Source organism: Pseudomonas sp. Emmai (genome assembly GCF_055179735.1).
In genome coordinates, this window is the sequence record NZ_CM143685.1 from 7,059,368 (window position 1) to 7,084,460 (window position 25,093).

At 61.2% G+C, this 25,093-nt stretch carries 29 protein-coding genes; 13 read left to right on the forward strand and 16 right to left on the reverse strand.

The window, feature by feature from the left end:
• Positions 1-137: 137 nt before the first annotated feature.
• The gene (locus tag ACY4LX_RS32485; protein WP_463258812.1) at positions 138-803 is read left to right on the forward strand and encodes an FKBP-type peptidyl-prolyl cis-trans isomerase; all 666 of its coding nucleotides are present in this window, start codon (positions 138-140) and stop codon (positions 801-803) included.
• Between the two features lie 59 nt (positions 804-862).
• Here the strand turns inward: ACY4LX_RS32485 and rsd are convergent, their stop codons facing one another.
• From rsd to ACY4LX_RS32520, 7 genes are all read right to left on the reverse strand, one after another.
• A complete protein-coding gene (gene rsd / locus ACY4LX_RS32490; protein ID WP_149660198.1) occupies positions 863-1,321 on the reverse strand; it encodes a sigma D regulator in 459 nt (152 codons plus the stop codon).
• Positions 1,322-1,498: 177 nt separating this feature from the next.
• Positions 1,499-2,050, reverse strand: a complete 552-nt coding sequence (locus ACY4LX_RS32495; RefSeq protein WP_149660197.1) for a disulfide bond formation protein B — start codon at positions 2,048-2,050, stop codon at positions 1,499-1,501.
• Between the two features lie 326 nt (positions 2,051-2,376).
• On the reverse strand, positions 2,377-3,615 hold the full coding sequence (locus ACY4LX_RS32500; protein ID WP_149660196.1) for a heme biosynthesis protein HemY: 1,239 nt from the start codon (positions 3,613-3,615) through the stop codon (positions 2,377-2,379).
• Complete coding sequence (locus ACY4LX_RS32505) at positions 3,612-4,754, reverse strand: uroporphyrinogen-III C-methyltransferase (protein ID WP_463258813.1); 1,143 nt, start codon at positions 4,752-4,754, stop codon at positions 3,612-3,614. Before ACY4LX_RS32505 ends, ACY4LX_RS32500 begins: the two co-directional genes overlap by 4 nt.
• Before the next feature lie 16 nt (positions 4,755-4,770).
• Positions 4,771-5,538: a uroporphyrinogen-III synthase gene (locus ACY4LX_RS32510; RefSeq protein WP_149660194.1), complete on the reverse strand. Its 768-nt coding sequence runs from the start codon at positions 5,536-5,538 to the stop codon at positions 4,771-4,773.
• On the reverse strand, positions 5,535-6,476 hold the full coding sequence (gene hemC, locus ACY4LX_RS32515; RefSeq protein WP_463258814.1) for a hydroxymethylbilane synthase: 942 nt from the start codon (positions 6,474-6,476) through the stop codon (positions 5,535-5,537). The genes ACY4LX_RS32510 and hemC overlap by 4 nt, the downstream gene beginning before the upstream one ends.
• A 138-nt stretch (positions 6,477-6,614) precedes the next feature.
• On the reverse strand, positions 6,615-7,361 hold the full coding sequence (locus tag ACY4LX_RS32520) for a LytR/AlgR family response regulator transcription factor (RefSeq protein WP_149660192.1): 747 nt from the start codon (positions 7,359-7,361) through the stop codon (positions 6,615-6,617).
• A 460-nt stretch (positions 7,362-7,821) separates the two neighbouring features.
• Here ACY4LX_RS32520 and argH point away from each other — a divergent pair, with 460 nt between their 5' ends.
• The gene (gene argH / locus ACY4LX_RS32525) at positions 7,822-9,216 is read left to right on the forward strand and encodes an argininosuccinate lyase (RefSeq protein ID WP_123509691.1); all 1,395 of its coding nucleotides are present in this window, start codon (positions 7,822-7,824) and stop codon (positions 9,214-9,216) included.
• Between the two features lie 114 nt (positions 9,217-9,330).
• Here argH and ACY4LX_RS32530 read toward each other — a convergent pair whose 3' ends face one another.
• Positions 9,331-9,990, reverse strand: coding sequence for a glutathione S-transferase family protein (locus tag ACY4LX_RS32530; RefSeq protein ID WP_463258815.1), 660 nt, complete (start codon positions 9,988-9,990; stop codon positions 9,331-9,333).
• Between the two features lie 124 nt (positions 9,991-10,114).
• Here ACY4LX_RS32530 and ACY4LX_RS32535 point away from each other — a divergent pair, with 124 nt between their 5' ends.
• The 3 genes from ACY4LX_RS32535 to ACY4LX_RS32545 all read left to right on the forward strand — a co-directional run bounded on the left by ACY4LX_RS32535 (position 10,115) and on the right by ACY4LX_RS32545 (position 13,920).
• Entirely contained in the window at positions 10,115-10,399 is a 285-nt protein-coding gene (locus ACY4LX_RS32535; RefSeq protein WP_008024357.1) for a hypothetical protein, read from the forward strand.
• A 248-nt stretch (positions 10,400-10,647) separates the two neighbouring features.
• Positions 10,648-10,893, forward strand: a complete 246-nt coding sequence (locus ACY4LX_RS32540; protein ID WP_149660190.1) for a TIGR02647 family protein — start codon at positions 10,648-10,650, stop codon at positions 10,891-10,893.
• Between the two features lie 180 nt (positions 10,894-11,073).
• Complete coding sequence (locus tag ACY4LX_RS32545; RefSeq protein WP_463258816.1) at positions 11,074-13,920, forward strand: class I adenylate cyclase; 2,847 nt, start codon at positions 11,074-11,076, stop codon at positions 13,918-13,920.
• Between the two features lie 4 nt (positions 13,921-13,924).
• On the opposite strand, the gene rnk is transcribed toward ACY4LX_RS32545, so the two are convergent.
• The 3 genes from rnk to cyaY form a co-directional block, all read right to left on the reverse strand.
• Positions 13,925-14,335 carry a nucleoside diphosphate kinase regulator gene (rnk, locus tag ACY4LX_RS32550; protein WP_149660188.1) on the reverse strand — a complete coding sequence of 137 codons (411 nt, stop codon included), beginning with the start codon at positions 14,333-14,335 and terminating at the stop codon, positions 13,925-13,927.
• Between the two features lie 267 nt (positions 14,336-14,602).
• On the reverse strand, positions 14,603-14,821 hold the full coding sequence (locus tag ACY4LX_RS32555) for a DUF1289 domain-containing protein (protein WP_427632091.1): 219 nt from the start codon (positions 14,819-14,821) through the stop codon (positions 14,603-14,605).
• Between the two features lie 4 nt (positions 14,822-14,825).
• The gene (gene cyaY, locus ACY4LX_RS32560; RefSeq protein ID WP_017341439.1) at positions 14,826-15,158 is read right to left on the reverse strand and encodes an iron donor protein CyaY; all 333 of its coding nucleotides are present in this window, start codon (positions 15,156-15,158) and stop codon (positions 14,826-14,828) included.
• Positions 15,159-15,397: 239 nt separating this feature from the next.
• Between cyaY and lptM the strand changes: the two genes are divergently transcribed.
• Genes lptM through ACY4LX_RS32590 form a run of 6 tightly spaced genes read left to right on the forward strand, consistent with a single transcriptional unit; the run spans position 15,398 to position 20,014 of the window.
• Positions 15,398-15,574, forward strand: coding sequence for an LPS translocon maturation chaperone LptM (lptM, locus tag ACY4LX_RS32565; protein WP_149660185.1), 177 nt, complete (start codon positions 15,398-15,400; stop codon positions 15,572-15,574).
• 12 nt (positions 15,575-15,586) lie between these two features.
• A complete protein-coding gene (gene lysA / locus ACY4LX_RS32570; protein WP_149660184.1) occupies positions 15,587-16,834 on the forward strand; it encodes a diaminopimelate decarboxylase in 1,248 nt (415 codons plus the stop codon).
• 4 nt (positions 16,835-16,838) lie between these two features.
• Positions 16,839-17,669 (forward strand): diaminopimelate epimerase, encoded by an 831-nt coding sequence (dapF, locus tag ACY4LX_RS32575; RefSeq protein ID WP_149660183.1) that lies wholly within the window; start codon positions 16,839-16,841, stop codon positions 17,667-17,669.
• A 13-nt stretch (positions 17,670-17,682) separates the two neighbouring features.
• Positions 17,683-18,408, forward strand: coding sequence for a DUF484 family protein (locus tag ACY4LX_RS32580; RefSeq protein WP_149660182.1), 726 nt, complete (start codon positions 17,683-17,685; stop codon positions 18,406-18,408).
• Between the two features lie 2 nt (positions 18,409-18,410).
• The gene (xerC, locus tag ACY4LX_RS32585) at positions 18,411-19,310 is read left to right on the forward strand and encodes a tyrosine recombinase XerC (RefSeq protein WP_427632096.1); all 900 of its coding nucleotides are present in this window, start codon (positions 18,411-18,413) and stop codon (positions 19,308-19,310) included.
• Entirely contained in the window at positions 19,307-20,014 is a 708-nt protein-coding gene (locus tag ACY4LX_RS32590; protein ID WP_463258817.1) for an HAD family hydrolase, read from the forward strand. Before xerC ends, ACY4LX_RS32590 begins: the two co-directional genes overlap by 4 nt.
• A gap of 317 nt (positions 20,015-20,331) precedes the next feature.
• Here the strand turns inward: ACY4LX_RS32590 and sutA are convergent, their stop codons facing one another.
• The 4 genes from sutA to glnK form a co-directional block, all read right to left on the reverse strand.
• A complete protein-coding gene (sutA, locus tag ACY4LX_RS32595) occupies positions 20,332-20,655 on the reverse strand; it encodes a transcriptional regulator SutA (RefSeq protein ID WP_054617023.1) in 324 nt (107 codons plus the stop codon).
• Positions 20,656-20,757: 102 nt separating this feature from the next.
• Positions 20,758-21,183, reverse strand: coding sequence for a secondary thiamine-phosphate synthase enzyme YjbQ (locus ACY4LX_RS32600; protein WP_033060691.1), 426 nt, complete (start codon positions 21,181-21,183; stop codon positions 20,758-20,760).
• Between the two features lie 214 nt (positions 21,184-21,397).
• The gene (locus tag ACY4LX_RS32605; RefSeq protein ID WP_463258818.1) at positions 21,398-22,735 is read right to left on the reverse strand and encodes an ammonium transporter; all 1,338 of its coding nucleotides are present in this window, start codon (positions 22,733-22,735) and stop codon (positions 21,398-21,400) included.
• Between the two features lie 35 nt (positions 22,736-22,770).
• The gene (gene glnK, locus ACY4LX_RS32610; protein WP_002555808.1) at positions 22,771-23,109 is read right to left on the reverse strand and encodes a P-II family nitrogen regulator; all 339 of its coding nucleotides are present in this window, start codon (positions 23,107-23,109) and stop codon (positions 22,771-22,773) included.
• 415 nt (positions 23,110-23,524) lie between these two features.
• Between glnK and ACY4LX_RS32615 the strand changes: the two genes are divergently transcribed.
• Together ACY4LX_RS32615 and ACY4LX_RS32620 are read left to right on the forward strand one after the other, a co-directional pair.
• Complete coding sequence (locus ACY4LX_RS32615) at positions 23,525-23,791, forward strand: accessory factor UbiK family protein (protein ID WP_007894783.1); 267 nt, start codon at positions 23,525-23,527, stop codon at positions 23,789-23,791.
• A 417-nt stretch (positions 23,792-24,208) separates the two neighbouring features.
• Positions 24,209-24,730: a BRO-N domain-containing protein gene (locus tag ACY4LX_RS32620; protein ID WP_463258819.1), complete on the forward strand. Its 522-nt coding sequence runs from the start codon at positions 24,209-24,211 to the stop codon at positions 24,728-24,730.
• 53 nt (positions 24,731-24,783) lie between these two features.
• On the opposite strand, the gene ACY4LX_RS32625 is transcribed toward ACY4LX_RS32620, so the two are convergent.
• Positions 24,784-25,089, reverse strand: coding sequence for a HigA family addiction module antitoxin (locus ACY4LX_RS32625; protein WP_149660178.1), 306 nt, complete (start codon positions 25,087-25,089; stop codon positions 24,784-24,786).
• Between the last annotated feature and the right edge of the window lie 4 nt (positions 25,090-25,093).

The following is a 25,093-nucleotide window of genomic DNA, read 5'->3' on the forward strand; positions in this document are numbered from 1 at the left end:
CCGCTAGGTCATGTTGACAGTATCCAAAGCGTTGCGTTGCAGCGAATCGAAAATGTTCTGCATCGGCGCAAAAGCAGTTCACCGTTCAACCCATCCTCGCTGGCATAATCCCTCGCATCTCAGGTCGGAGAGTGCCCATGTCGCGTTACCTTTTTTTATCCCTGCTGGTGTGTTTTTCCGTCGTTCATGCCGCGGAAAAAACCGCTGCAAATGATGCTCACGATCTCGCCTACAGCCTGGGGGCAAGCCTCGGCGAACGCTTGCGCCAAGAGGTTCCGGACCTGCAACTTCAGGCGCTGGTCGATGGCCTGCAGCAAGCCTATCAAGGCAAACCCCTGGCGCTGAAAGACGCGCAGATCGAGCAGATCCTGGCCGACCACGAAGCCCAGGTCGCCTTGCAAACGCCAGCGCCGCAAACCGAAGAAGCCCTGGAAAAAGAGCAGCGTTTTCTTACTCAGGAAAAAGCCCGGCCCGGCGTTCGTGAACTGGACGATGGAATTTTGCTGACGGAATTGACCCCGGGCAACGGCGCCAAGGCCGGGCCGAATGGCAAGGTTCAGGTGATGTACATCGGTCGCCTGCCCGACGGCACGGTGTTCGATCAGAACAGCCAGCCGCAGTGGTTCAGCCTCGACAGTGTGATCACCGGCTGGCGCACGGCGCTGCAAAACATGCCGGTTGGCGCGAAGTGGCGACTGGTGATTCCATCGGCCCAGGCGTATGGCGCCGATGGTGCCGGCGACTTGATCGCGCCATTCACTCCGCTGGTGTTTGAAGTCGAATTGCGCGACGCCACCAGCTGAATCGCGGAAACGAAAAACGGCGCGCATAGCGCACCGTTTCGGTTGTTGCGGGAAGGGGTTCAGGCTTGAACCGAATCCTCTTCCTTGTGAGCCGTGTGCAGCACTTCGATCAGGCAATCTTCCAGCTCGAAGCGTTCATGCAACAGGCCACCCAGCTCTTTGAATTTCTCGGCCACACACTTGCCTGCATCACACAGGTCGTTGAACGCGAGCAGCTTCTCGGTGATGACGTCGATGCGTGGGTAGATCGTCTCGGCCAGCTCCAGACCACGCTTGTCACCAAAGGCCTTGGCTTCGCCAGTGAGCTGTTCGTAGATCTCGAAATGCCCCGCCGACACGTAGTCGACCAGCACACCGCAAAATTCCTGCAACGGTTTGCGGCTCTCACCCAGCGCTTCAGGCTTGTCGCCGAGAGCATCATAGGCCCGAACCAGTTCGTGACGCTCCTGCAACCAGCGGTCGATCAGCAGATGCACTCCACCCCAGCGTTCCTGAGCATTCTGACAACTTTCGAGCATGGTAATCTCTCTTCCCTTGTGGGTCATGCTGCTCTACACCTGTCGCACCCTTGAAGGTCAAGAATCGGCCAGGCAGAGCGTCATCGAGCAACATAAATCCAATGACACGTGCGGGCCAGATTATGCCCGCACGACAATGCCTTCAAGGTACGCAGGAGATAAAGTTCATACAAGTGTTTAATCACGCGCCACCGCCGGGTGCGACGACACGCCGCTGAGCGGTCGCTGACAGGCGATCCAGACATGGCGCAGCAACTGATAAATGCTCAGGATCAGCATCGCGACGAAGAACAGCAGGCTCCATTCCGGGATGCTCAGGTCGAACAAGGTCCATGAGAGTTGCGCGCAATCATCGCCGCCCTTGAACATCCGTTTCACGGCGCAGGCCCAGGGCAGGTTTTCGTACACGTCATCCAGATTGGGCGAGCAGAGTGACAACTGCTGCAGCGGATCCGCTTGCAACAGCACCTGGCGCCACGCGGTGACGGTCCCGCCCAGGCTGGCAGACAACCCCATCAGCCAATAAACAAAAGACCCGAATCGCCGCGGGCCGTGCACCGAGGCCACCAGGCAAACCAGCATGAGCAGCGCGAGGAAAATCCGCTGCAATAAACACAACCCGCAAGGTCTGAGCCCGACCACATATTCCAGGTAAAAGGAAACGCCCAAGGCCAGGGCACCTGCAGTGAAAGCCATGAAAAACAAGGAGCGTGAGCAGGCCAAAGACATGGCTAATCCGTAACTTTAGAGACAGGCGGTTACGGTAGAGGAAAGCGCGCCAGCCTTTCAAGGCGGGCCACCACGGACACTTCACCAAAGGTGTAGGGAATTCCCGACAGGATCTGAAGGATTAGATGTAGCACCTTGTAGGACGTTGCCGATGGCGGACGACAAGAGCTAAACACAAGACGCTGGAGTGAGCGTTTTGCGGCGAGGCGCTTGCTCTCACAGAGGTGCGAAGCGCCTTCAGATGGGACTGCTGCGCAGTCCAACGGGGGCAAGCCCCCTCGCCACAAGCAAGCTCCCTCGCCCCAGGATTTATGCCAACCCGGAAATCAGGCGCGGACGGCGACGGGCAACGGCGCCGCCAGCAGACGCTCGTCCAACAGGCCAAGGCCTTCCTGGAACAGTTGGTTACTGCGTTCGGTATCGCCCAGTTGCGCCAGCAACCTGGCCAGCTCCGCACAGGCTTCCGGGTTGCGCTGCACACGCAGGCTGCTTTCCAGATAATCCCGGGCCTTGCCCCACAGACTGCTTTGCAGGCACAGACGGCCCAGGGTCAGCAGCAGGCTCGGGTCAGCGGGATGATCCTTGAGCCAACCCTCGGCGGTCTGCAACTGCCGCGACGGATCGCTGCCGCGCACCAACCCATAGAGGCGCGCCAGATGGCTGTCGTACTTGCGCTTGAGCGCCGCACGCAGAACCTCTTCCGCTTCGGCCTGCGCGCCCAACTGCCGCAATTGCTCGGCATAGGCCAGCACCAGTGGCGACTCTTGACGCTGCGCCGTGCTGAGTTGCTGCCAGGCCCGATTGAGGGACTGCAAACCAACGACGCCATCCTCCTCGCGGTGCGCCGCCAGGTTGAGATTTTCACCCCAGGCCCGGCGCTCCAGTTCTGCCAGCTCGGCCGCTGGCAGGACCTTGTCCTTGCGCAGTTCCGGCAGCAGGCGAATCACTGCCGACCAGTCGCCGCGCTGCTGATGCAGGCGCTGCAATTGACGCAGGGTCTGCACGTTATGCGGATGACGCTCGTGCATGGCTTCCAGGGTCGCCAGGGCGCCGTCGGTGTCGCCGCGATCGGTCTGCAATTGCGCGTGGCTCAAGGCAATCGCCAGCTCGGCCTGGGGCTGACGCTCCAGCGCGCGCTCCAGCAAGTTGTCGCTTTCTTCGTAATGACCTTGCTCGTTGGCGGCACGCGCCGCACCGAGGTAATACAACAGTGGCTGGCGCTCGGCTTCGGCGGCCCGATGCAGATGACGCTGGGCACTGGCCCAACGCCCTTCGGCCAAATCCAGCTGACCATGTTCGATCGCCACTTGCACCCGGCGACTGCGATTGCGTCGGGACCACGGGTTGACCACACCGCCGGAGGTCGTCACCAGTTCGACCAACGCCTTGATGCCCCAGAACACCAGCCACAGCACCGCCAGCAAGGCCAGGGTCGCCCACAGGCTCGACTCATAGCGGAAGCTTTTGTAGGCGATCAGCACGTAGCCGGAATGCTCGGCAATCGCCAGCCCCAGCGCCCCGGCAGCGGCGATGACCAGGAACAGGATCACATAGAGGCGTTTCATGGCGTGGCCTCCTGCGCAGTGTTCGCGGCAGGTTTGGCCAGCGGTTTGATCGAATCCTCGGCATTCACATTACGCCGCTCCAGGTAACCCTGAACCGCGCTCAACGTGCCCGTCAGGTCCGGCGTGACGACCGTGACCGGTTGCGTGCCCAGATCGGCCACCTGCTCAAGCATCGCTTTGCTCTGCGGGTTGTCCGGGTTGAAGTTGCCCTTGAGCACATCCCGCGCTTCCTTCAGCGACTGGGTATACACCGAGGCCTGGCCGTTGAGCGCGGCCCACTGCGCCTGCTCCAGCGCCAGGCTCAGGGCCAGACGCACCTGGCTCAGGCTTTGTCCGGCCAGCAACGGACGCACATTCTTGTCGGCGTTGAAGTCGATGCGGATGTAGCGCGAAACCTCGTCCCACCATTGCGCCCAGCGACTGGCGCCGTCGCCATCGGCGGTCAGGCCCAACAGGGATTCGCCACGGTCCTTGTACTCGGGCGCCAGCTCGGTGAGGTTGATCACCTGATCGCGCAAGGCACCCAGCCTCAGGAACAACCCGGTGCGATCCGGCTGCTCGGTGCTGCGCAAGGCCACCAGGGTCTTGGCCACTTGCTCGCGGGCGGCGAAGGCGCCGGGGTCGTTCTGTTCGCGCAGGATTTCATCGGCACCCTGCACCAGGGCCTGGGCGCTGCTGATGTCCTGCAACGCGGAAAGACGCAGGCTGGCCAGACGCAGCAAGTGCTCGGCCTCGGCCAGGCGCCAATCCTTGCGACTGGCACCGAGGACGGTTTCCAGCTTTTGATTCAGGCGTTGTTGATCGCCTTGCAGCTGGGTCACCAGACGGCGACGGTCTTCCAGCTCATCGGCGGCGGGCAGTTGTTCGAAACGTGCGGTCAGGCGTTGATCGTTAAGCTTGAGGCTCTGGGCCTGATCGTTCAGCGCCTGGACTTCACTCAACTGCTGTTGGGTGTTGGCCTGCAGGTGGCGCACTTGCCACACTCCCCAGCCGCCCACGGCAACGCCGGCGGCACCCAGCAACAGCGCGACGATTGCCAGTCCATTGCCCCTGCGCGGCACCGCTGCAGGTGGTGGAGTTTCAACGGGTGCATCGAGCACCGGCTGCACGTCATCTTTAGGCAACACTGTTTCGCTCACGTATCCATCCTTTGCATTAGAGAACGGGTACGGGTTGCTCCCGTAACGCCGTCAGCAAAGCCGTGGCACTGGCGCCACGACAATCCACAACTGTTTGGGCCCCGGCGGCACGTGCCAGCTCGGCGACCCTTGGGCTTGGAACAAACAACGGCAACTGCGCCAACCGTGGCCAGGCATCGCCGGCCAACTGGTGCAGGTGCTCAAAACCCTGTCCACTGCTGACCACCAGCCCGTTCAAGCGTTCCGCTTCGATCCGGTCCGGCAGCGCAGTCGTCGAATAGCTCGGCAAGCCACGACGGTATAACTCCAGATACTCGACACTAGCACCAAGCTCACGCAAACGCCCGGCCAGCAACTCGCGGCCACCCTCCCCGCGCATGATCAACACACGCGGATCAGGCCGGGCGACAGCCTCGCGCAACTGCGCCAGTTCAAGCAAGGCTTCGCTGTCATCGCCATCGACCGGGAAGCTCACATCGAGCCCGAAATCTTCAAGGATTTGTGCGGTCGCGGCGCCTACGGTGAACCATTTCAGTTGAGGTGGCTGCGGCCACTGCTGGCTGAGCAGATCAACGCCAAGCCTGGCCGCCGGCTTGCTGACCACAATCACCGCGCAATAGCGATCCAGCTCCCGGATCACCGCGCGCATTGTGTCAGAGGCGGCAATCGGCTCGATTTCCAAAAGCGGCAGGCAGTTGCTGAAAATCCCGCTCTCGGCCAACACGCTGCTCAGCGCCGCCGACTCATCTGCGGGGCGCGTCAGCAGCAGACGCCAGCCATTCACTCGTGACCTGCCTCGCCGTAGACCGCTTTCAGAATGTCACCGGCACCCTGGTTCAGCAGGTCTTCGGCGACCTGCACACCCAGGGATTCGGCGTCACTGCGCGGCGCACGGGCTTCGGCATTGAGCAGCAGGCCACCGCTCGGATCGCCCACCAGCCCGCGCAACCAGATCTGCTCGCCTTCAAGCACGGCGTAGCAGGCGATCGGCACTTGGCAGCCGCCATTCAAATGTTTGTTGAGGGCACGTTCGGCGGTGACGCGGGTGGCGGTGTCCTGGTGATGCAGCGGTGCGAGCAAGGCGTGGATTTCAGTGTCGACGCTGCGGCATTCGATCCCGACCGCGCCCTGGCCACCGGCCGGCAGGCTGTCGTCGACGCTGATGGCCGAGGTGATGCGGTCTTCGAAGCCCAGGCGAATCAAACCCGCCGCAGCGAGGATGATGGCGTCGTACTCGCCGGCATCGAGCTTGGCCAGGCGTGTGTTGACGTTGCCGCGCAGGAAGCGGATTTCCAGGTCCGGCCGGCGCGTCAGCAACTGGGCCTGACGGCGCAGGCTCGACGTGCCGACGATGCTGCCCTGGGGCAACTCATCGAGGCTGGCATAGGTATTGGAAACGAAAGCGTCGCGCGGGTCTTCGCGCTCGCAGATGCAAAACAGACCGAGGCCTTCGGGGAAGTCCATTGGCACGTCTTTCATCGAGTGCACGGCGATGTCGGCTTCGTTTTCCAGCAGCGCGGTTTCCAGTTCCTTGACGAACAGGCCCTTACCGCCGATTTTCGACAGTGGCGAGTCGAGCAGCTTGTCGCCGCGACTGACCATGGGCACCAGCGTCACCAACAGGCCTGGATGGGCTTGCTCAAGACGAGCTTTGACGTATTCGGCCTGCCAGAGGGCCAGCGCACTTTTACGGGTGGCGATGCGGATTTCGCGAGAGGACATGGATCAATCCGTACTGAATAGATACGGCGGATAATAACAGCTCAGCCAAATCCACTTTGACTTGTATCAGGAACTGCTTGGCCTCCCTGGCCTTCGACGTCCGGCAATCGGGTGTGGAGTCCGCCTGGGAACGGCGGATTAAAGCTGCTGCATCATCTTGCGCACGCCGGCCACATGACGACGGCTGACGATCAACGCATCGCCGTTCAAGCCCTTGAGGAACAACTGAAAATGCCCCAGGGGCGTGCGTTGCAGGCGTTCGATGCGTTCGCGGGCGACCAGGGCGTTGCGATGGATCCGCACGAAGCGGTCGCCGAATTCGTCTTCCAGGGCCTTGAGCGGTTCGTCCAGCAGCACTTCGCCGCCTTCGTGGCGCAAGGTCACGTATTTGTGGTCGGCAATGAAATAGACCACCTGACCCAACGGGATCAGTTCAATACCTTTGCGGGTGCGGGCACTGATGTGGCTGCGCGGGCCGCTGCCGGTTTCGGCGGCCGGGCGTGTCAGGGCGGCGAGTTGCACGCGATTGGGCCGCTCGGCCTTCTTCAAGGCTTCGAGCAATAACTCGGTGCGCACCGGCTTGACCAGATAACCCACGCCACTGGCCTGCAAGGCCTCGGCGGCGAATTCATCCGGGCCGCTGCAAAACACCACGGCCGGCGGCGTTTCACGCTCGCACAATCGCGCAGCCACTTGCAGGCCATCGAGGCCCGGCATGCGGATATCGAGCAGCACGATATCCGGCTTGTGGCTGTCGATCAGCGCCAACGCCTCTTCGCCGTTCGTGGCACCGGGCTCCATGACACTGTATCCCTCGAGTTCACCGACCATTCGGCTCAGGCGCTCGCGGGCTAGGGGTTCGTCATCAACGATCAGGACATTCATATTGCGCTGGATTCCTGCGTGAGTCTCGCACAAGGATAGCGTAGACAGGTGAAGTGACATCCGTCACCGCGATCCACGCTAAGACTGGCGCGAGGGCCAAAAAGTGCCGCGAGACCGGCGGCTAAATTTTCATCTGCGGGGCGATTGGCGGCCCGGGCCCGCGTTGGCGAGGCATCGCCGTAGGGTTTGCTGATACACAATACGAACACCCCCTCTTTTTATAGGCAGCGCCAGCGCACAGAAGTGCGCTGATCCTACTGTCCAACTGTAGACGGTTGCCGGCGTGATATTGCTCAATTGAAAAATATCGTTGCGCAACGCCTTCTGGCGATACCCCGAGTATGGGCCGGCGTATGAGAAAAAAACGTATCGACCAGTGTCAGCGACAGGATTGGCAACCCTGTTATTATCCGCCCCAGCGTTAAACGCCAACCTTCTTCAAGCCGATACGAGCGAATTCATGAGCACTGACAAGACCAATCAGTCCTGGGGCGGCCGCTTCAGTGAACCCGTCGACGCCTTCGTCGCCCGCTTCACCGCCTCCGTCACTTTCGACCAGCGCCTGTATCGCCACGACATCATGGGTTCGATCGCCCACGCCACCATGCTGGCCAAGGTCGGCGTGCTGACCGATGCCGAGCGCGACAGCATCACCGATGGCCTGAAGACCATCCAGGGTGAAATCGAGGCCGGCCAGTTCGACTGGCGCATCGACCTCGAAGACGTGCACATGAACATCGAGGCGCGCCTGACCGATCGCATCGGCGTGACCGGTAAAAAGCTGCACACCGGCCGCAGCCGTAACGACCAGGTCGCCACCGACATCCGCCTATGGCTGCGGGACGAGATCGACCTGATCCTCGCCGAAATCACCCGCCTGCAAAAAGGCTTGCTGGAGCAGGCCGAACGCGAAGCCGGCAGCATCATGCCGGGCTTCACCCACCTGCAAACCGCGCAGCCAGTGACCTTCGGGCACCACATGCTGGCCTGGTTCGAAATGCTCAGCCGCGACTACGAGCGCCTGGTGGATTGCCGCAAGCGCACCAACCGCATGCCCCTGGGCAGCGCCGCGCTGGCCGGCACCACCTACCCGATCGACCGTGAGTTCACCGCGCAACTGCTGGGCTTCGATGCCGTCGGCGGTAACTCGCTGGACAACGTGTCGGATCGTGACTTCGCCATCGAATTCTGTTCGGCCGCGAGCATTGCGATGATGCACTTGTCGCGCTTCTCCGAAGAACTGGTGCTGTGGACCAGCGCGCAATTCCAGTTCATCGATCTGCCGGACCGCTTCTGCACCGGCAGCTCGATCATGCCGCAAAAGAAAAACCCGGACGTGCCGGAACTGGTGCGTGGCAAGACCGGCCGTGTGTTCGGCGCGCTGATGGGCCTGCTGACCTTGATGAAAGGCCAGCCATTGGCCTACAACAAGGACAACCAGGAAGACAAAGAGCCACTGTTCGACGCCGCCGATACGTTGCGCGACTCGCTGCGGGCCTTTGCCGACATGATCCCGGCGATCAAACCCAAGCACGCCATGATGCGCGAAGCGGCGCTGCGCGGTTTCTCCACCGCCACCGACCTGGCGGACTACCTGGTACGCCGTGGCCTGCCGTTCCGTGACTGCCACGAAATCGTTGGCCATGCGGTGAAGTACGGTGTGGAAAGCGGCAAGGACCTGGCGGAAATGAGCCTGGAAGAACTGCGCAAGTTCAGCGACCAGATTGATCAGGACGTATTTGCCGTGCTGACCCTGGAAGGCTCGGTGAATGCCCGTGACCATATCGGCGGGACTGCGCCGGCGCAGGTCAAGAAAGCCGTGGTGCGCGGTCAGGCATTGCTCGCCAGCCGTTAAAAGCTTCGCGGGCAAGTCGAATCGTCGCACCGCTCGCTCCTACACAGGTCGCGCTGTACCTGCGTAGGAGCGAGGCTTGCCCGCGAATGCAATTTCGGATGCGCTACACAAACCCTACTTCTTGGACGCGACCATCGCCAAAAACCCTGGCATCGCCGCTTCCTTGTCCGCCGCAATCCGCTGCACATGCGGGTTTTGCTCCAGACGCTCCAGCAGCGCCTTGGCCGCCGGCATTTCGGCCAACAGATCAATCCCGAACAGCTTCTGCCCGACCGCACAGGCCAGCGGCACGCTGTAGAGGAAATACAAATCGGCAATGCTCAGGCTATCGCCCGCCACGTACGGGGCGAACTTGCCGTGGCGGCCCAGTGAGGCGAAGCCCAGCAGCAATTCGGCCTTGGTCTTGTCCTTGATCGCATCCGGTACAGGCGAGCCGAAAAACGCTTCGCCATAACAGGCGCGGCCCGGCAACTCGATGTACAGCTCGATTTCCTTGGCCAGCGCCAGGGCCTGCGAGCGCTCGAACGGATCGCTCGGCAGCAGCGGCGTGCCTTTCTGGGTTTGCTCGATGTATTCAAGAATGACGGCGGTTTCGTTGACGAAACCCTGTTCGACGCCCAGCACCGGAACCTTGCCACGCGGGCTGATGGCCAACGCCTCGGGGGTCGGGGCCGGGTAAAACAGCACTTCCTCGAACGGCAGTCCTTTCTCGAGCAGGGCCAGTTTCACCATGTTGTAGTAGTTGCTGACGGAAAATCCATAAAGCTTGAGCATCACAAAGCCTCCAGGCCGTGCGGGGTGGGCAGTGCCTGTTTATAGAACGCCCAGGCGTTTCTTGCCAGCAGCATCACGGCGCTGAATGCGGGTAAACTGCCCGCCTTAACTTGAGGAGCCTGCCATGAGCGAGCCGACTGATATCGATAGCGACGAAGAAGAATTCACCGAGAACACCCTGATCGAAGCGATTGAAAACCAGATCGAAAGCGACAACCCGCCGGCCGCCAAGGCCACCTTCAACAAGTTGACCCTGGTGGGTTACGAGCGCGAAGAAATCCTCAACCTGATGGCCCACGTGCTGGCGGTGGAAATCGACGCGATCCTCGAAGAAGACCGCGCGTTCAATACCGAATGGTACGAAGCCGCCCTGCGTGCACTGCCAGAGCTGCCGCCAGAAAAGAAGTAAACACCGCCCCCCTGTAGGAGCGAGGCTTGCCCGCGAAGGCGTCCTCTATAACGCCAAAAGCTTCGCGGGCAAGCCTCGCTCCTACAAATCCCACCGTTCTTCCACACCCTGTCTACACTCGTACGCACCCCGTTATCGGGGAACGGATCCCAAGGCGAAAAAACCCTGCTGCCAGCACTGGACATGCCGCACGAGTGGGCTCACCTTAGGGGCGCTGTCGTCCAATTCCTAGAAAGTCTGGAGTCCTTATGTCGCTTACCCCTGAGTTGGTTGCCGAACTGGAAGTCCTTGCACTCTTCAACCTGGACAGTTCCCAGGAAGGTTTGAAAATTCATCAGACCGCTGCCCCGAAACACATTGCCGCCGCTAAACGCCTGCACGAAAAAGAACTGATCGACCAGCCCGATGGCGGTTACCTGACCAGCCTGGGTCGTGACGCCGCGCAAAATGTACAAACCGTTCTGACCATTCTGAGCGTTCGGGAAACAGCCTAAACCTCACCGCATCGCCCACGGAAACCCCTGTGACGGGATTTCCGCGGGCAGCTTGTCGCCTCGCGATAGAAATCTGGCGCCAAAAAACAAATACAGCTTAAAAGTCCCGGGGCCGAGGCGCTAAACTGCCCCTCATCCGCAGACCCTACGTCCGAGCTTCGCGAGCCGGTTTGAGCTGACATGACCCGAACCCATGAAATCCGCCCCGACCTGGACGAAGGCATCGACCGCAAGGTCCTGAGCCAGCTGCGCGCCCGTTTCCTGAAGCTCAACGAAGGCCGCATGGCCCGCGCCATGGAAGGGTTGTCGACGCGCCAGCAAGGGGTGTTGACCCTGCTGCCGCTGTTTTTCCACGTCAATCACCCGCTGCTGCCGGGTTACGTGTCCGGCAGCGCGCCGGCCGGGCTGTCGAATTACGAGCCCGACGCCAACACCCTCGCCGAAGCCCAACGCCTGACCCGTTCGTTTTCCTACAAGCCGCGCCACGGCAGCAATCCGCCACGACCGATTCATGGCCTGTTCCTGATGGGCAGCCTCGGCACCCTGGCCCAGGCCGACCAGAGCGACATGGACGTGTGGGTGTGCCACGGCCCGGATCTGAGCGAAAGCGAACTCGTCGAACTGCGCAAGAAATGCCAACTGCTCGAAGCCTGGGCCGCCAGCCAGGGCGCCGAGGCACACTTTTTCCTGATCGACCCGACCCGCTTCATGCACGGCGAGCGCGATACGCAACTGAGTTCGGAAGACTGCGGCACCACCCAGCATTACTTGCTGCTGGACGAGTTCTATCGCACGGCGATCTGGCTCGCTGGCCGCACGCCGATCTGGTGGCTGGTGCCGGTTTACGAAGAGACGGGTTATCACCAATACACCCACACGCTGCTGTCCAAGCGCTTTATCCGCGCCGACGAAACCCTGGACCTGGGGCACCTGGCGCACATTCCGCCGGGAGAGTTCATCGGCGCCGGGCTCTGGCAGTTGTTCAAGGGCATCGAATCGCCCTACAAGTCGGTGCTTAAACTGCTGCTGATCGAGGTGTACGCCAGCGAACACCCCAAGGTCCATTGCCTGAGCCTGCGCTTCAAACAGGCAGTGTTCGCCAATCGGCTGGACCTCGACGAGCTGGACCCATACATCGTCGTCTACCGCCGCATCGAGGAATACCTGACCGCTCGTGGCGAACCCGAACGCTTGGAACTGGTGCGCCGTGCGCTGTACCTGAAGGTCAATCGCAAGCTCACCGGCAGCAACAGTCGCACCGCGAGCTGGCAGCGCTCGCTGCTGGAACGCCTGGCCAGCGAATGGCATTGGGATCAGCGGCAACTGGCGTTGCTCGACAGCCGCAGCCAGTGGAAAGTCCGCCAGGTCAGCGCCGAACGCCGGGCGCTGGTCAACGAGCTGAATTACAGCTACCGCTTCCTGACCCAGTTCGCCCGCACCGAGCAAACTGTCAGCCTGATCAACAAGCGCGACCTCAACGTGCTCGGCCGGCGGCTGTACGCGGCGTTCGAGCGCAAGGCCGACAAGGTCGAATTCATCAACCCGGGCATCGCCCCGGACCTGGCCGAAGACACCCTGACCCTGGTGCAGGCGCCAAACAAGAAAGAACCGGGGCAAACCCAATGGGGTTTGTACAACGGCAGCCTGACCGCCCACGAGTGGGAGCATTTCGCGCCGATCAAGCGCAGCCGTCAGTTGCTGGAACTGCTGACCTGGTGCCACCGCAATGGCGTGATCGACAGCAGCACCCGCCTGGCCTTGCACCCCGGCACCAGCGACTTGAGCGAATTCGAACTGTTCAACCTGCTCGGCAGCCTGCAGCAGAGCATCGCCCTGCCCCTGACCACCGTCGCCGAAGATGCCCTGTTGCGCCCCAGCGTGCCCGGCGAAGTGTTGATCCTGGTGAACGTCGGCGTCGATCCGCTCAAGCACCATCGTGACCTCAACATCCTGATGACCACCGAGCGCACCGACTCCCTGAGTTACGCCGGCGTGCGGGAAAACCTGGTGCTGACCCTGGATCAGGTCACGCTCAATAGCTGGAATGAAGTGCTGGTCAGCCGCTACGACGGGCCGCACGCGCTGCTCGACTGCCTGCGCGATTACCTCAACAACCTGCCCAAAGGGCCGCAACAGCCGCGCTTGCGGGTCCGCTGTTTCTGCCACAACCGCGCGCAGTTCATTGCGCGGCGGGTCGAAGAAATCCTCGATACCGCGCAGAACCTGCTGTTGAGCAAACTCAACCATCGCTACCTGATTCAGGTGCAGCAGCATTACCACGTGCTGGAATTGGTGCCCGGCCAGGTCAACCACGTCGCCCTCGCCACCCTGCCGGCGCTGTTCGACTACCTGGGCGAGGAGCTGGCGAGCTACAGCCCGCTGCACCTGGACCCGATGGCCCTCGAAGAACAGGACCTCGCGTTGCTGTTGCCGATGGGTCAGCCCGAGTGCATCCAGGTGTTCTACCGGATCACCGAGCAGCAGGCCGATCTGTACGTATTGGATGAATTCAACGCGCTGTGGCAGCAACGCCTGCCGTATCACGACGAGCAAAGCCTGCTGGTGCCGCTGCAACGTTTCCTGCAATCGATCCTGTATCGCCGGGACGCCTTGTTGCCGATGGACGCCGCCCAGCCGTTGAGCCTCGACACTTTGTATTACCAACTATTGCCGTCCGGCCCTGGCCGGGCACGTCGGGTCGAAGCGCGGCCAGCGCCGCAAACCCCGGTCAACAAACCGTTCTACGACGTGCAGGCGATCATCGGCAAAGCCGCACCGGGCCAGGTGCAGGTCACGTTGTATTGCAATCAGCGGGAGTTTTCGGAACTGGAGTATGGCGATCAGCTGTTTACCGTGGTCGCCCGGGAAATCGTCGAGCAGCGCCGCGAGATTGAGCGCTACCGCTGCTACATCACCGACCTGGACCTGTCGGGCCTGCTCGGTGATGGGCAGAGTTCAAGCAATTTGTATCTGCGCTACAAGGCCGACCTGGAGCGCGCACTGAACGAAGCGCTCGAGCAGGTCTGAGGCGTTATTCCGGAAAGGCGCCGCCATTGGCCGGCTGCGATTCCACTTCCAGCAGGGTCAGTTTGAGGGTCTTGCCACCCGGTGCCGGCCAGTCGATGTGCTGGCCGACTTTCAGGCCGAGCAAGGCGCTGCCCACGGGCGCCAGAATGGAAATCTTGCCTTCGTCGGCATTGGCATCCTTGGGATATACCAGCGTCAGGTGATAGTCCTTGCCGCTGATCTCTTCGCGGCAATGCACGCGGGAATTCATGGTGACGACATCGGCGGGCACTTCATCGTGACCGACCACTGTATCGGCGCGGTCCAGTTCGGTTTGCAGCGCGATAACGCCCGGCAGCGTGTCATCCAGGCTGTCGATCAGGCGCTCCAGACGTTGCACGTCCAGACGAGTAAGGGTGATGGAAGGTACGGTCATGATCCGGGCAGACTCCTTTCTTCTGCACAAAAAAAGCAAAACCCCGCCAGAAAAAGGCGGGGTTTTCACGAGCCTCGATGGGTTGAGGCGTTTCTGGACACTATCACAGCTCAATAAATATACAAGTGAGGGGAAGGGGCGCTTCAGACACACGGGGAGAAACACTGTGGCGAGGGGGCTTGCCGCCCGTTCGGCTGCGAAGCAGTCGTGAGCTTTTGGGGCCGCTTCGCGACCCAGCGGGGGCAAGCCCCCTCGCCACAAAAGCTCTTATGCCAGGGCTTTGCGGTCAGCCGCCTGGGCGCAGATCACCCGACGACGATCGTCGTCGGCCGAGCGCCATTCGCGGATGTCTTCGACATGGCGAAAACACCCCAGGCAGACCTTCTGTTCATCCAGCCGGCACACGCCGCTGCACGGCGAAGGCACCGCCGGGCTGATGTTGCTGTAGAGCGGCTTGGGCGGACGAACCGGTGCAGGCTGAGTCACGGTTTCACAGGCCTTCGAAATCGAATTCGGCGCCCGCCTGCTGCTTGACGATGCGCTCAAGCATTTCGCCCAGCTGCTCTTCGCTCTTGTCGCACATCCAGCGCTCGCTCTCTTCGTCATAGTCGAAGTGGAAGCCGCCGGACACCGCCGCCAGCCACAACTGGCGCAGCGGTTCCTGACGGCTGAAGATCAACTGGCTGCCGTTTTCGAACTTGACGGTGAGCACACCGGCCGAGCTCTCCAGATCGATATCCAGGTCACTCTCATCGAAAATGTCTTCCAGCGATTGCTGGGTGGCATCGACCAGGTCGTGGAAACGGGCTTCGGTCAAACTCATTGCAGGAACCTCAAAAAGTGTCTGTTCACGCTCAAGCGCCGCAAGATACGGGCGAGCCCCGGCGATTGCAAAGGATAACGACCAAGCGCCCGGTAGCGTTATGAAATATCGACGCAAGACCCTGGACCCGTGAACGCACTTCAATCCAAGGCCCGCCGGACGGGAGCCGCGTTACATAGGCAAGCTGACGGGTGGCCGGTATACTCCGGCGCAATTAACGCATTTTCAAGGATTTCGCCATGAAGCGCCTGATCTCTTCCCTTGCCGCGCTCCTCGCGGTCGCTTGCCTTGTGTCGGCCTGTGGTCAAAAAGGCCCGCTGTACCTGCCTGACGACAACCAGGACCCTGCCGAGCAGGCCCAGTCCTCGCAAAAGCAGCCTGCCTCCAAAGCACACAAGCACGACGTCTACCAATAATAAGGGAACGCCATGGACGCTTTTAATTACCGTGACGGTGAGCTGTTCGCGGAAGGCGTGGCCCTGTCCGCCATCGCCGAACGCTTCGGCACGCCGACCTACGTCTACTCCCGCGCCCACATCGAAGCCCAGTACCTGGCGTATGCCGATGCCCTGGCCGGCGTGCCGCACCTGGTCTGTTTTGCGGTCAAGGCCAACTCCAACCTCGGTGTACTGAATGTCCTGGCCCGTCTCGGCGCCGGTTTTGACATCGTCTCCCGTGGCGAGCTGGAACGCGTCCTCGCCGCTGGCGGCAGCCCGGACAAGATCGTGTTCTCCGGTGTCGGCAAGACCCGTGAAGACATGCGCCGCGCCCTGGAAGTCGGCGTGCATTGCTTCAACGTCGAATCCACCGATGAGCTGGAACGCCTGCAAGTGGTCGCCGCCGAACTGGGCGTCCGTGCGCCGATCTCGTTGCGTGTGAACCCGGACGTCGATGCCGGCACCCACCCGTACATTTCCACCGGTCTTAAAGAGAACAAGTTCGGCATCGCCATCGCCGACGCCGAAGACGTGTACATCCGCGCCGCGCAACTGCCGAACCTGGAAGTGCTGGGCGTCGATTGCCACATCGGCTCGCAACTGACCAGCCTGCCTCCTTTCCTCGATGCCCTCGATCGCCTGCTGGGCTTGATCGATCGTCTGGGTGAATGCGGCATTTACCTGCGTCACATCGACCTCGGTGGCGGCGTCGGCGTGCGTTATCGCGATGAAGAGCCGCCGCTGGTGGCCGACTACATCAAAGCCGTGCGCGAGCGCTGCGAAGGTCGCGAGCTGGCGCTGGTGTTCGAACCGGGCCGCTACATCGTCGCCAACGCCGGCGTGCTGCTGACCCAGGTCGAGTACCTCAAGCACACCGAGCACAAAGACTTCGCCATCGTCGATGCGGCCATGAACGACCTGATCCGCCCGGCGCTGTACCAGGCCTGGATGGACGTCACCGCGGTGCGCCCGCGCGATACCGCTGCTCGCGCCTACGACATCGTCGGCCCGATCTGCGAGACCGGCGACTTCCTGGCCAAGGAGCGTGAACTGGCCCTGGAAGAAGGCGACCTGCTGGCCGTGCATTCGGCCGGTGCCTACGGGTTTGTCATGAGTTCCAACTACAACACCCGCGGGCGTACCGCTGAAGTGTTGGTGGACGGTGATCAGGCATTTGAAGTGCGTCGCCGTGAGACGGTAGCCGAGTTGTTTGCTGGCGAAAGCCTGCTGCCGGAGTAAAACCATGCTGCTGCGTTTTACCAAGATGCACGGCCTGGGCAATGACTTCATGGTCCTCGACCTGGTCAGCCAGCACGCGCACATCCTGCCCAAGCACGCCAAGCAATGGGGCGATCGGCACACCGGCATCGGTTTCGACCAGTTGCTGATCGTCGAAGCACCGAGCAACCCGGACGTGGATTTCCGTTACCGGATCTTCAACTCCGACGGTTCCGAAGTGGAGCAGTGCGGCAACGGTGCGCGCTGCTTCGCCCGCTTCGTGCTCGACAAGCGCCTGACCGCCAAGCGGCAGATTCGCGTCGAGACCAAAAGCGGCATCATCGAACTGGATATCCGCAGCGACGGCCAGATCAGCGTCGACATGGGCGCGCCGCGCCTGGTACCGGCCGACATCCCGTTCGAAGCCGAAGGCCAGGCCTTGAGCTATCAGCTCGAAGTCGACGGCAACACGGTGGAACTGGCGGCGGTGTCCATGGGCAACCCCCATGCCGTGCTGCGGGTCAGCGACATCAATAACGCACCGGTGCATGAACTGGGCCCGAAGATCGAACACCATCCGCGCTTCCCGTCGCGGGTCAATGTCGGTTTTCTCCAGGTCATTGACCGCAACCGTGCGCAGCTGCGGGTCTGGGAACGCGGGGCCGGGGAAACCCAGGCTTGCGGCACCGGTGCCTGTGCTGCGGCGGTGGCCGCGATCAGCCAGGGGTGGATGGATTCGCCGCTATTGATCGACCTGCCTGGCGGGCGTCTGTCCATTGAATGGGCAGGCCCTGGCCAACCGGTCTTGATGACCGGCCCGGCAGTCCGCGTATATGAAGGACAAGTGCGTCTTTGAGAGAGCCAAATCCATGAAAGACAAGCCTCAGGTTCCCGCCCTACAGCCCGACGAATCTCCTTCCGAAAGCCTTGAGGCGGCGGCGATTGCCGCGTACCTGGAGGCTCATCCGGATTTCTTCGTCGAACACGAAGAACTGCTCCCGGCCTTGCGCATTCCCCACCAGCGCGGCGATACCATCTCGCTGGTGGAACGCCAGATGACCATCCTGCGCGACCGCAACATCGAGTTGCGCCATCGCCTGTCGCACCTGATGGACGTCGCGCGCGACAATGATCGCCTGTTCGACAAGACCCGTCGCCTGATCCTCACGCTGATGGACGCCGCCAGCCTCGAAGACGTGGTGATCAGCGTCGAAGACAGCCTGCGCCAGGATTTCCAGGTGCCCTTCGTCAGCCTGATTCTGCTCGGTGACAACCCGATGCCGGTGGGCCGCTGGGTCACCCACGCCGAAGCACAAACCGCCATTGGTGGCCTGCTCTCGGAAGACAAAAGCGTCAGCGGCAGCCTGCGTGAACACGAACTGGACTTCCTGTTTGGCGAAGAACAACGCAAACAGATCGGTTCCACGGCCGTCGTCGCCATCAGCCATCAAGGCATCCACGGCGTCCTGGCCATCGCCAGCCGCGATCCGCAGCACTACAAAAGTTCGGTGGGCACGCTGTTCCTGAGCTACATCGCCGAAGTCATGGGCCGTGTGTTGCCTCGGGTCAACAACTCCCTACGCTCGGTACGCTGATCGTGGAACGACAACTGGACGCTTACTGCGAACACCTGCGCAGTGAGCGACAGGTGTCGCCCCACACCTTGTACGCCTACCGCCGCGACCTCGACAAAGTGCTCGGCTGGTGTGTCAAACAGAACATCGACAGCTGGGCCGGGCTGGATATCCAGCGCCTGCGCAGCCTGATCGCACGCCTGCATTCCCAGGGGCAATCGTCCCGCAGCCTGGCGCGGCTGCTGTCGGCGGTGCGCGGGCTCTATCACTACCTGAATCGCGAAGGCCTGTGCGACCACGACCCGGCCAACGGCCTGGCGCCGCCCAAGGGCGAACGCCGCTTGCCGAAAACCCTCGACACCGACCGCGCGCTGCAACTTTTGGAAGGTGCGGTCGAGGATGACTTTCTGGCACGTCGGGATCAGGCGATTCTGGAATTGTTCTATTCCTCGGGTTTACGGCTTTCGGAGCTGACCGGGCTCAATATGGATCAGCTTGATCTGGCTGACGGCATGGTCCAGGTGCTCGGCAAGGGCAGCAAGACTCGCCTGCTGCCGGTGGGCAAAAAGGCTCGGGAAGCGCTGGAGCTATGGCTACCGCTGCGCGCGATGACTAACCCGGCGGACGACGCGGTGTTTGTCAGCCAGCAAGGCCGGCGCCTCGGCCCACGGGCGATTCAGGTGCGGGTCAAGGCTGCCGGCGAACGCGAGCTGGGGCAAAACCTGCACCCGCACATGCTGCGGCACTCCTTCGCCAGCCACCTGCTCGAATCCTCCCAGGACCTGCGCGCGGTGCAGGAACTGCTCGGCCACTCGGACATCAAGACCACCCAGATCTACACCCACCTGGACTTCCAGCACCTGGCCACGGTCTACGACAGCGCCCATCCACGGGCCAAACGCATCAAAGGCGATGAGTCATGAGAATCCAGTTGATCACCTTCGACCTCGACGACACCCTGTGGGACACCGCCCCGGTGATCGTCAGCGCCGAAGCCATGTTGCGCGAATGGCTGACCGAGCATGCACCGAAGCTGGGCGCGGTGCCGGTGGAGCATTTGTGGGCGATTCGTGAGCGGGTATTGAGCAACGAACCTGCCTTGAAGCACCGCATCAGTGCCCTGCGTCGGCGGGTGCTGTTCCATGCGCTGGAAGACGCGGGTTATGCCCATGACCAGGCTTCGGACCTGGCGGATCAGAGCTTCGAAGTGTTCCTGCACGCCCGGCATCAACTGCAAATATTCCCGGAAGTGCAGCCGACCCTGGAAACCCTGGCCAACCATTACGCCCTCGGCGTGGTCACCAATGGCAACGCCGACGTGCGTCGGCTGGGGCTGGCGGATTACTTCAAGTTTGCGTTGTGCGCCGAAGACATCGGCATCGCCAAGCCCGATGCGCGGCTGTTTCACGAGGCGTTGCAGCGTGGCGGTGCGACGGCCGAAACGGCGGTGCACATTGGCGATCACCCCGGCGACGACATTGCCGGCGCCCAACAGGCAGGCTTGCGCGCAATCTGGTTTAACCCGGCGGGCAAGGCCTGGGAAGCGGATCGTTTGCCGGATGCGGAGATTCGCAGCCTGACCGATTTGCCGGCACTTTTAGCCCGCTGGAACGCAGCCTCGGCCTGACACAAAACCCGTAGGAGCAAAGCTTGCTCGCGATTGCGGAGGGTCAGCCACATCCATTTTGAATGTGACGGCCTCTTCGCGGGCAAGCCTCGCTCCTACGGACTTGTGTCGTACGCCAATTGTATGAACGCCATCAACCCTGTAGGAGCGAGGCTTGCCCGCGAAGGGGCCCTGTCAGTCGGCATTGATATTGGCTGACCCACCGCTATCGCGAGCAAGCTTTGCTCCTACGCAGGCGTTCCCCGGCTTTTGTTGCGCCCATGAAAAAGCCCGCAGCGACGGCGGGCTTTTTCAGCAAGCAAGCCAGTAGCAGGCGCTTAGATAGGCCGGCTGCCGTACTTGTTGTCAGGCTTCTTGGGCGGATCGGCGACCACATTGGCCTCCACTTCCTGCACCTTGCCACCTTTGGCCAGGAACTCTTCCATGGCTTTGGCCAGGGCGTCGCGTTCCTTGTTTTTGGCTTCGACGCTCGGCAGCTCATCGACTGACACAGCAGCCTTGGCCTTGCCTTTAGCGGTCGGAACCGGCGTTTCACCGCCGTCGTCGTCAGCAACGTCTTCCGCTGCTGCTTCCAAGCCTTCTTCGGCCTCGTCTTCGTCGCCTACTTCGAGGTCGTCGTTTTCCAGATCATCGTCGCTCATGTTCTACCTCATGACTTGCGAAAAGCAGATTAGTTATAGCCCAGCTTCGCCATCTGTCGAAGGCCGCCGGAAAAAAATCAACAGCCGCTGGCAACCAGCGGCTTATGCCCCTTCACCGTGCACGGTGGCGAGGACTTTACGGGCACCGCCAAAATCACGGTGCTCGCCCAGATAAACGCCTTGCCAGGTCCCCAACGCCAGTCGGCCCGCCGAAATCGGCAAACTGAGCTGACAGCCAAGCACGCTGGCCTTGAAGTGCGCCGGGAGGTCGTCCAGGCCTTCGTCGTTATGCTCATAGCCGTCTGTTCCTTGTGGGATCAGACGATTGAAAAATCGTTCGAAGTCGCGACGTACCGCCGGATCGGCGTTCTCGTTGATGGTCAACGACGCCGAGGTATGCTGCAGCCACAAATGCAACAGACCGACCCGACACGCCTTGAGTTCAGGCAAGCCGGCGAGTAACTCGTCCGTTACCAGATGAAAGCCCCGGGGCCTTGCCCGCAGGGTAATCAGAGTCTGTTGCCACATACAGTTCTCCGCACGTTCGGGGCGCATTCTAGCGCGCTCTGGGAAAAAACAAAGGCCCTAATATTCCTGCATTGCTGTAAGTTTTTCGCCCCAGAAAAACGCTCGTCGTAAACACGACTTAAGCCGTAGGAAAAAACCTTTCAGCTACCTCTTTAATGACAAATCCCGGACAAAAAAATGCCCGGCAAGCCGGGCAAGTTTTTTTCTGCGCGTCTTACAAGTTGTAGCCGCGTTCGTTGTGTTGTGCCAGATCGAGGCCGACCGCTTCTTCTTCGTCGGTCACACGCAGACCCATGACGGCGTCCAGGACCTTGAGGATGATGAAGGTGACGATCGCGGTGTAGATCACCGTGAAGCCCACGCCTTTGGTTTGAATCCAGACTTGTGCGGCGATGTCGGTGACGGTGCCGAAGCCACCCAGGGACGGTGCAGCGAACACACCGGTCAGGATCGCGCCGAGAATACCGCCGATACCGTGCACGCCGAAGGCGTCCAGGGAGTCGTCATAGCCAAGTTTGCGTTTCAGGGTGGTGGCGCAGAAGAAGCACACCACGCCAGCCGCCAGGCCGATGACCAGCGCACCCATCGGGCCCACGGTGCCAGCGGCCGGAGTGATTGCCACCAGACCGGCGACCACACCCGAAGCGATACCCAGGGCACTTGGTTTACCGTGGGTGATCCACTCGGCGAACATCCAGCCCAGTGCAGCGGCGGCGGTTGCGATCTGGGTCACCAGCATCGCCATACCGGCAGTGCCGTTGGCCGCAGCAGCAGAGCCGGCGTTGAAGCCGAACCAGCCGACCCACAGCATCGCCGCGCCCATCAGGGTGTAACCGAGGTTATGCGGAGCCATCGGGGTGGTCGGGAAGCCTTTGCGCTTGCCCAGCACCAGGCAGCAGATCAGACCGGCCACACCGGCGTTGATGTGCACCACGGTGCCGCCCGCGAAGTCGAGCACGCCCCAGTCCCACAACAGGCCGCCGTTACCGGACCAGACCATGTGCGCAATCGGTGCGTAAACCAGGGTGAACCAGATGCCCATGAAGATCAGCATCGCGGAGAATTTCATCCGCTCGGCGAAGGCACCGACGATCAGCGCCGGGGTGATGATGGCGAAGGTCATCTGGAAGGTCACGAACACCGCTTCAGGAAACAGCGCGGCCGGACCGGTGATGCTGGCTGGCGTGACACCGGCGAGGAACGCCTTGCCCATGCCGCCGAAGAACGAGTTGAAATTGACGACGCCCTGCTCCATGCCGGTGGTGTCGAACGCAACGCTGTAGCCATAAATGACCCACAGGATGCTGATCAGACCGGTAATGGCGAAGCACTGCATCATCACGGAAAGAATGTTTTTGGAACGAACCATGCCGCCGTAGAACAGCGCAAGGCCCGGAATGGTCATGAACAGCACAAGGGCCGTCGAGGTCAGCATCCAGGCGGTGTCGCCGGAATTGAGGACTGGGGCCGCCACTTCGTCTGCCGCCATAGCCAGGCTGGGCATTACGAGGGACAACAGGGCTCCTAGCCCTGCGAATTTACGCAGAGTCATATTGTTTTCTCCTGGGGCGTTGGGTGTGTGGCGGCTTAGATTGCGTCGGTATCGGTTTCGCCGGTACGGATGCGAATCGCCTGTTCCAGATTGACCACGAAGATCTTGCCGTCACCGATCTTGCCGGTGTTGGCTGCCTTGGTTATCGCCTCGATAACCCGGTCAAGATCCTTGTCGTCAATGGCGACATCAATCTTCACCTTGGGCAGAAAATCGACCACGTACTCCGCGCCGCGATACAGCTCGGTGTGACCCTTCTGCCGACCGAAGCCTTTGACCTCAGTAACGGTAATGCCCTGCACGCCGATCTCGGACAACGACTCGCGTACATCGTCCAGTTTGAACGGCTTGATGATGGCAGTGACTAGCTTCATGAAAACTCTCTCCCGAATTGGTGGACTTGCCCCAGGAAAACAAACCCGTCTCAAGTCTAAGCGCAGTGCCTGGCTTTGTAACGCATCGTCGGCCCAACCTGCCCGTCCGACGCCAGCTAACCACTCCGTACGAAACTTCCCCGTTTCGTGTGGCGCACTGCATTCGTCACAGCGACTGCATCAGTGCATGGGTCAAGGGTGACTAAGCAGAAACCTTGCCATCTCGCCAAAACTCACTGAATTCAACCCCTTGGTCGCTGCTGCAAGCTGCTTTCCACAAATGCCAATGGCATTACGCACAACAACAGTGCGCTGCCGTCCGTCCGCCTGCGCGAAAAGCGTGCATCCCTGCCTGCGGGATTGGCTATAGACACTGCGTGATACACTGCCCGCCATTGTTTCCAGGACCTTTCCCATGCTCGCGCCCAAAGACTTCCTCGACGCCCTGAGCGGCACCGCCTCCCGCCTCTTCAGCGGCGACACCCCGCTGCCGAAAAGCGAAATCGAAAGCCAGTTCAAAGCCTTGTTGCAGAGCGGCTTCAGCAAACTGGATCTGGTGAGCCGGGAAGAGTTTGATAGCCAGATGGTGGTGTTGGCGCGCACTCGGGCACGATTGGAAAGCCTTGAGGCGAAGGTTGCTGAGCTGGAAGCCAAGCTCAACCCGCCAGCCGACGCGGAGTAACTGATCGTTCCCACGCTCTGCGTGGGAATGCCGCCAGGGACGCTCCGCGTTCCGCTCTATGTCCTGCAGGAGCTGCCGAAGGCTGCGATCTTTTGATCTTGCGCCTCGCAACAATCTCGGCAACGTCCTACAAAGATCACTACCGCCGTCCGATAGCGTCGCAAAGCGCCGGGTCCTAAGCTCATTCTCAGCTGACTTGTTCAGCACTGGGTTTGGCGACCTGGAACCAAGCTATGCACGCAACCACATCCGATTATGGGTATCTCTCCCAATTCGAAATATGGCGGCTGCGTGTGGGAGACCTTCGGGTCTGCCGGTATTCGCTTGGCCGGTTCGCCAACCCGCACGCAGCTGCCACCCTTATTGTTTGGCGACGATAAGTGGCAGTGATCTATCAAGCGAATTTGAGAACTGTTTATGGACGACAACTATCTAGTCCCCCACGTCTTCACCCGCCACAAACTCCACCTCCACGCCCTCCTCCTCCAAAACCAACCCTGGTTCAGCGCCCGCGACCTCGGCCGCCTCCTGCGCCTCTGCCTCGACGAACGCGCCGTGCGCAAACTCGACCCCGACCAACACCAGACTCTGAAAATGCTCAGCCACGGCACCGTCGAAAACACCCTGCTCATCAGCGAATCCGGCGTTTACGCACTCCTGATCTACCACTACTGCCCCGAATACCGAGGCCTGCGCGAATGGCTGACCCACGACGTCGTCCCAGCCCTCAGAGATGCCCAACAATCGACCACAACCGAACGCCCGATTTTGAGCCTGCTGAACTGGCCAGAGATGTCATTGAGCTTGCTGCACTGGAATAACCAGCCGTGGATTCGGTTGCAGGATGTCCCGCATATGCTGTTGGAGGGTGAGCGGCCACGGCGTGCGGTGAATGCGCCTTGGTGGAAGCGTGCATCGCGAATGCTCCAGGCATTCTGAGCGACACAAAAAACCCCACGTTTGTAGCGTGGGGTTCGTTCTAGAGCAGAGAATCAGGCGCAGTGCGCAAGACGCTCAACCTGTTCCCGAATCGCAGCCCCTCGTTCAATCTCGGCTTTACGCAAATCGTAAGTCGATTGCAGGTTCAGCCAAAACTCAGGGGTCGTGTCCAGGCAGATAGAAAGCCTAATAGCCATATCAGCACTGACACCACGACGCTGAAGCACGATGTCATTCACCGTAGGCGTCGAAACGCTCAATGCCCTGGCCAACGCCGCTGCTGTAAGGCTCAGAGGCTCCAGGTATTCCTCTTTGAGGATCTCGCCGGGGTGAACCGGGCGCATACCGTTTTTAGTCATTACT

What these genes read in the sequence shown, in the direction of transcription:
- ACY4LX_RS32485 (WP_463258812.1), top strand. Translation starts at nt 138, where the DNA reads ATGTCGCGTTACCTTTTTTTATCCCTGCTGGTGTGTTTTTCCGTCGTT.
- rsd (WP_149660198.1), bottom strand. Translation starts at nt 1,321, where the DNA reads ATGCTCGAAAGTTGTCAGAATGCTCAGGAACGCTGGGGTGGAGTGCAT.
- ACY4LX_RS32495 (WP_149660197.1), bottom strand. Translation starts at nt 2,050, where the DNA reads ATGTCTTTGGCCTGCTCACGCTCCTTGTTTTTCATGGCTTTCACTGCA.
- ACY4LX_RS32500 (WP_149660196.1), bottom strand. Translation starts at nt 3,615, where the DNA reads ATGAAACGCCTCTATGTGATCCTGTTCCTGGTCATCGCCGCTGCCGGG.
- hemC (WP_463258814.1), bottom strand. Translation starts at nt 6,476, where the DNA reads ATGTCCTCTCGCGAAATCCGCATCGCCACCCGTAAAAGTGCGCTGGCC.
- ACY4LX_RS32520 (WP_149660192.1), bottom strand. Translation starts at nt 7,361, where the DNA reads ATGAATGTCCTGATCGTTGATGACGAACCCCTAGCCCGCGAGCGCCTG.
- argH (WP_123509691.1), top strand. Translation starts at nt 7,822, where the DNA reads ATGAGCACTGACAAGACCAATCAGTCCTGGGGCGGCCGCTTCAGTGAA.
- ACY4LX_RS32530 (WP_463258815.1), bottom strand. Translation starts at nt 9,990, where the DNA reads ATGCTCAAGCTTTATGGATTTTCCGTCAGCAACTACTACAACATGGTG.
- ACY4LX_RS32535 (WP_008024357.1), top strand. Translation starts at nt 10,115, where the DNA reads ATGAGCGAGCCGACTGATATCGATAGCGACGAAGAAGAATTCACCGAG.
- ACY4LX_RS32540 (WP_149660190.1), top strand. Translation starts at nt 10,648, where the DNA reads ATGTCGCTTACCCCTGAGTTGGTTGCCGAACTGGAAGTCCTTGCACTC.
- ACY4LX_RS32545 (WP_463258816.1), top strand. Translation starts at nt 11,074, where the DNA reads ATGACCCGAACCCATGAAATCCGCCCCGACCTGGACGAAGGCATCGAC.
- rnk (WP_149660188.1), bottom strand. Translation starts at nt 14,335, where the DNA reads ATGACCGTACCTTCCATCACCCTTACTCGTCTGGACGTGCAACGTCTG.
- cyaY (WP_017341439.1), bottom strand. Translation starts at nt 15,158, where the DNA reads ATGAGTTTGACCGAAGCCCGTTTCCACGACCTGGTCGATGCCACCCAG.
- lptM (WP_149660185.1), top strand. Translation starts at nt 15,398, where the DNA reads ATGAAGCGCCTGATCTCTTCCCTTGCCGCGCTCCTCGCGGTCGCTTGC.
- lysA (WP_149660184.1), top strand. Translation starts at nt 15,587, where the DNA reads ATGGACGCTTTTAATTACCGTGACGGTGAGCTGTTCGCGGAAGGCGTG.
- dapF (WP_149660183.1), top strand. Translation starts at nt 16,839, where the DNA reads ATGCTGCTGCGTTTTACCAAGATGCACGGCCTGGGCAATGACTTCATG.
- ACY4LX_RS32580 (WP_149660182.1), top strand. Translation starts at nt 17,683, where the DNA reads ATGAAAGACAAGCCTCAGGTTCCCGCCCTACAGCCCGACGAATCTCCT.
- ACY4LX_RS32590 (WP_463258817.1), top strand. Translation starts at nt 19,307, where the DNA reads ATGAGAATCCAGTTGATCACCTTCGACCTCGACGACACCCTGTGGGAC.
- sutA (WP_054617023.1), bottom strand. Translation starts at nt 20,655, where the DNA reads ATGAGCGACGATGATCTGGAAAACGACGACCTCGAAGTAGGCGACGAA.
- ACY4LX_RS32600 (WP_033060691.1), bottom strand. Translation starts at nt 21,183, where the DNA reads ATGTGGCAACAGACTCTGATTACCCTGCGGGCAAGGCCCCGGGGCTTT.
- ACY4LX_RS32605 (WP_463258818.1), bottom strand. Translation starts at nt 22,735, where the DNA reads ATGACTCTGCGTAAATTCGCAGGGCTAGGAGCCCTGTTGTCCCTCGTA.
- glnK (WP_002555808.1), bottom strand. Translation starts at nt 23,109, where the DNA reads ATGAAGCTAGTCACTGCCATCATCAAGCCGTTCAAACTGGACGATGTA.
- ACY4LX_RS32615 (WP_007894783.1), top strand. Translation starts at nt 23,525, where the DNA reads ATGCTCGCGCCCAAAGACTTCCTCGACGCCCTGAGCGGCACCGCCTCC.
- ACY4LX_RS32620 (WP_463258819.1), top strand. Translation starts at nt 24,209, where the DNA reads ATGGACGACAACTATCTAGTCCCCCACGTCTTCACCCGCCACAAACTC.
- ACY4LX_RS32625 (WP_149660178.1), bottom strand. Translation starts at nt 25,089, where the DNA reads ATGACTAAAAACGGTATGCGCCCGGTTCACCCCGGCGAGATCCTCAAA.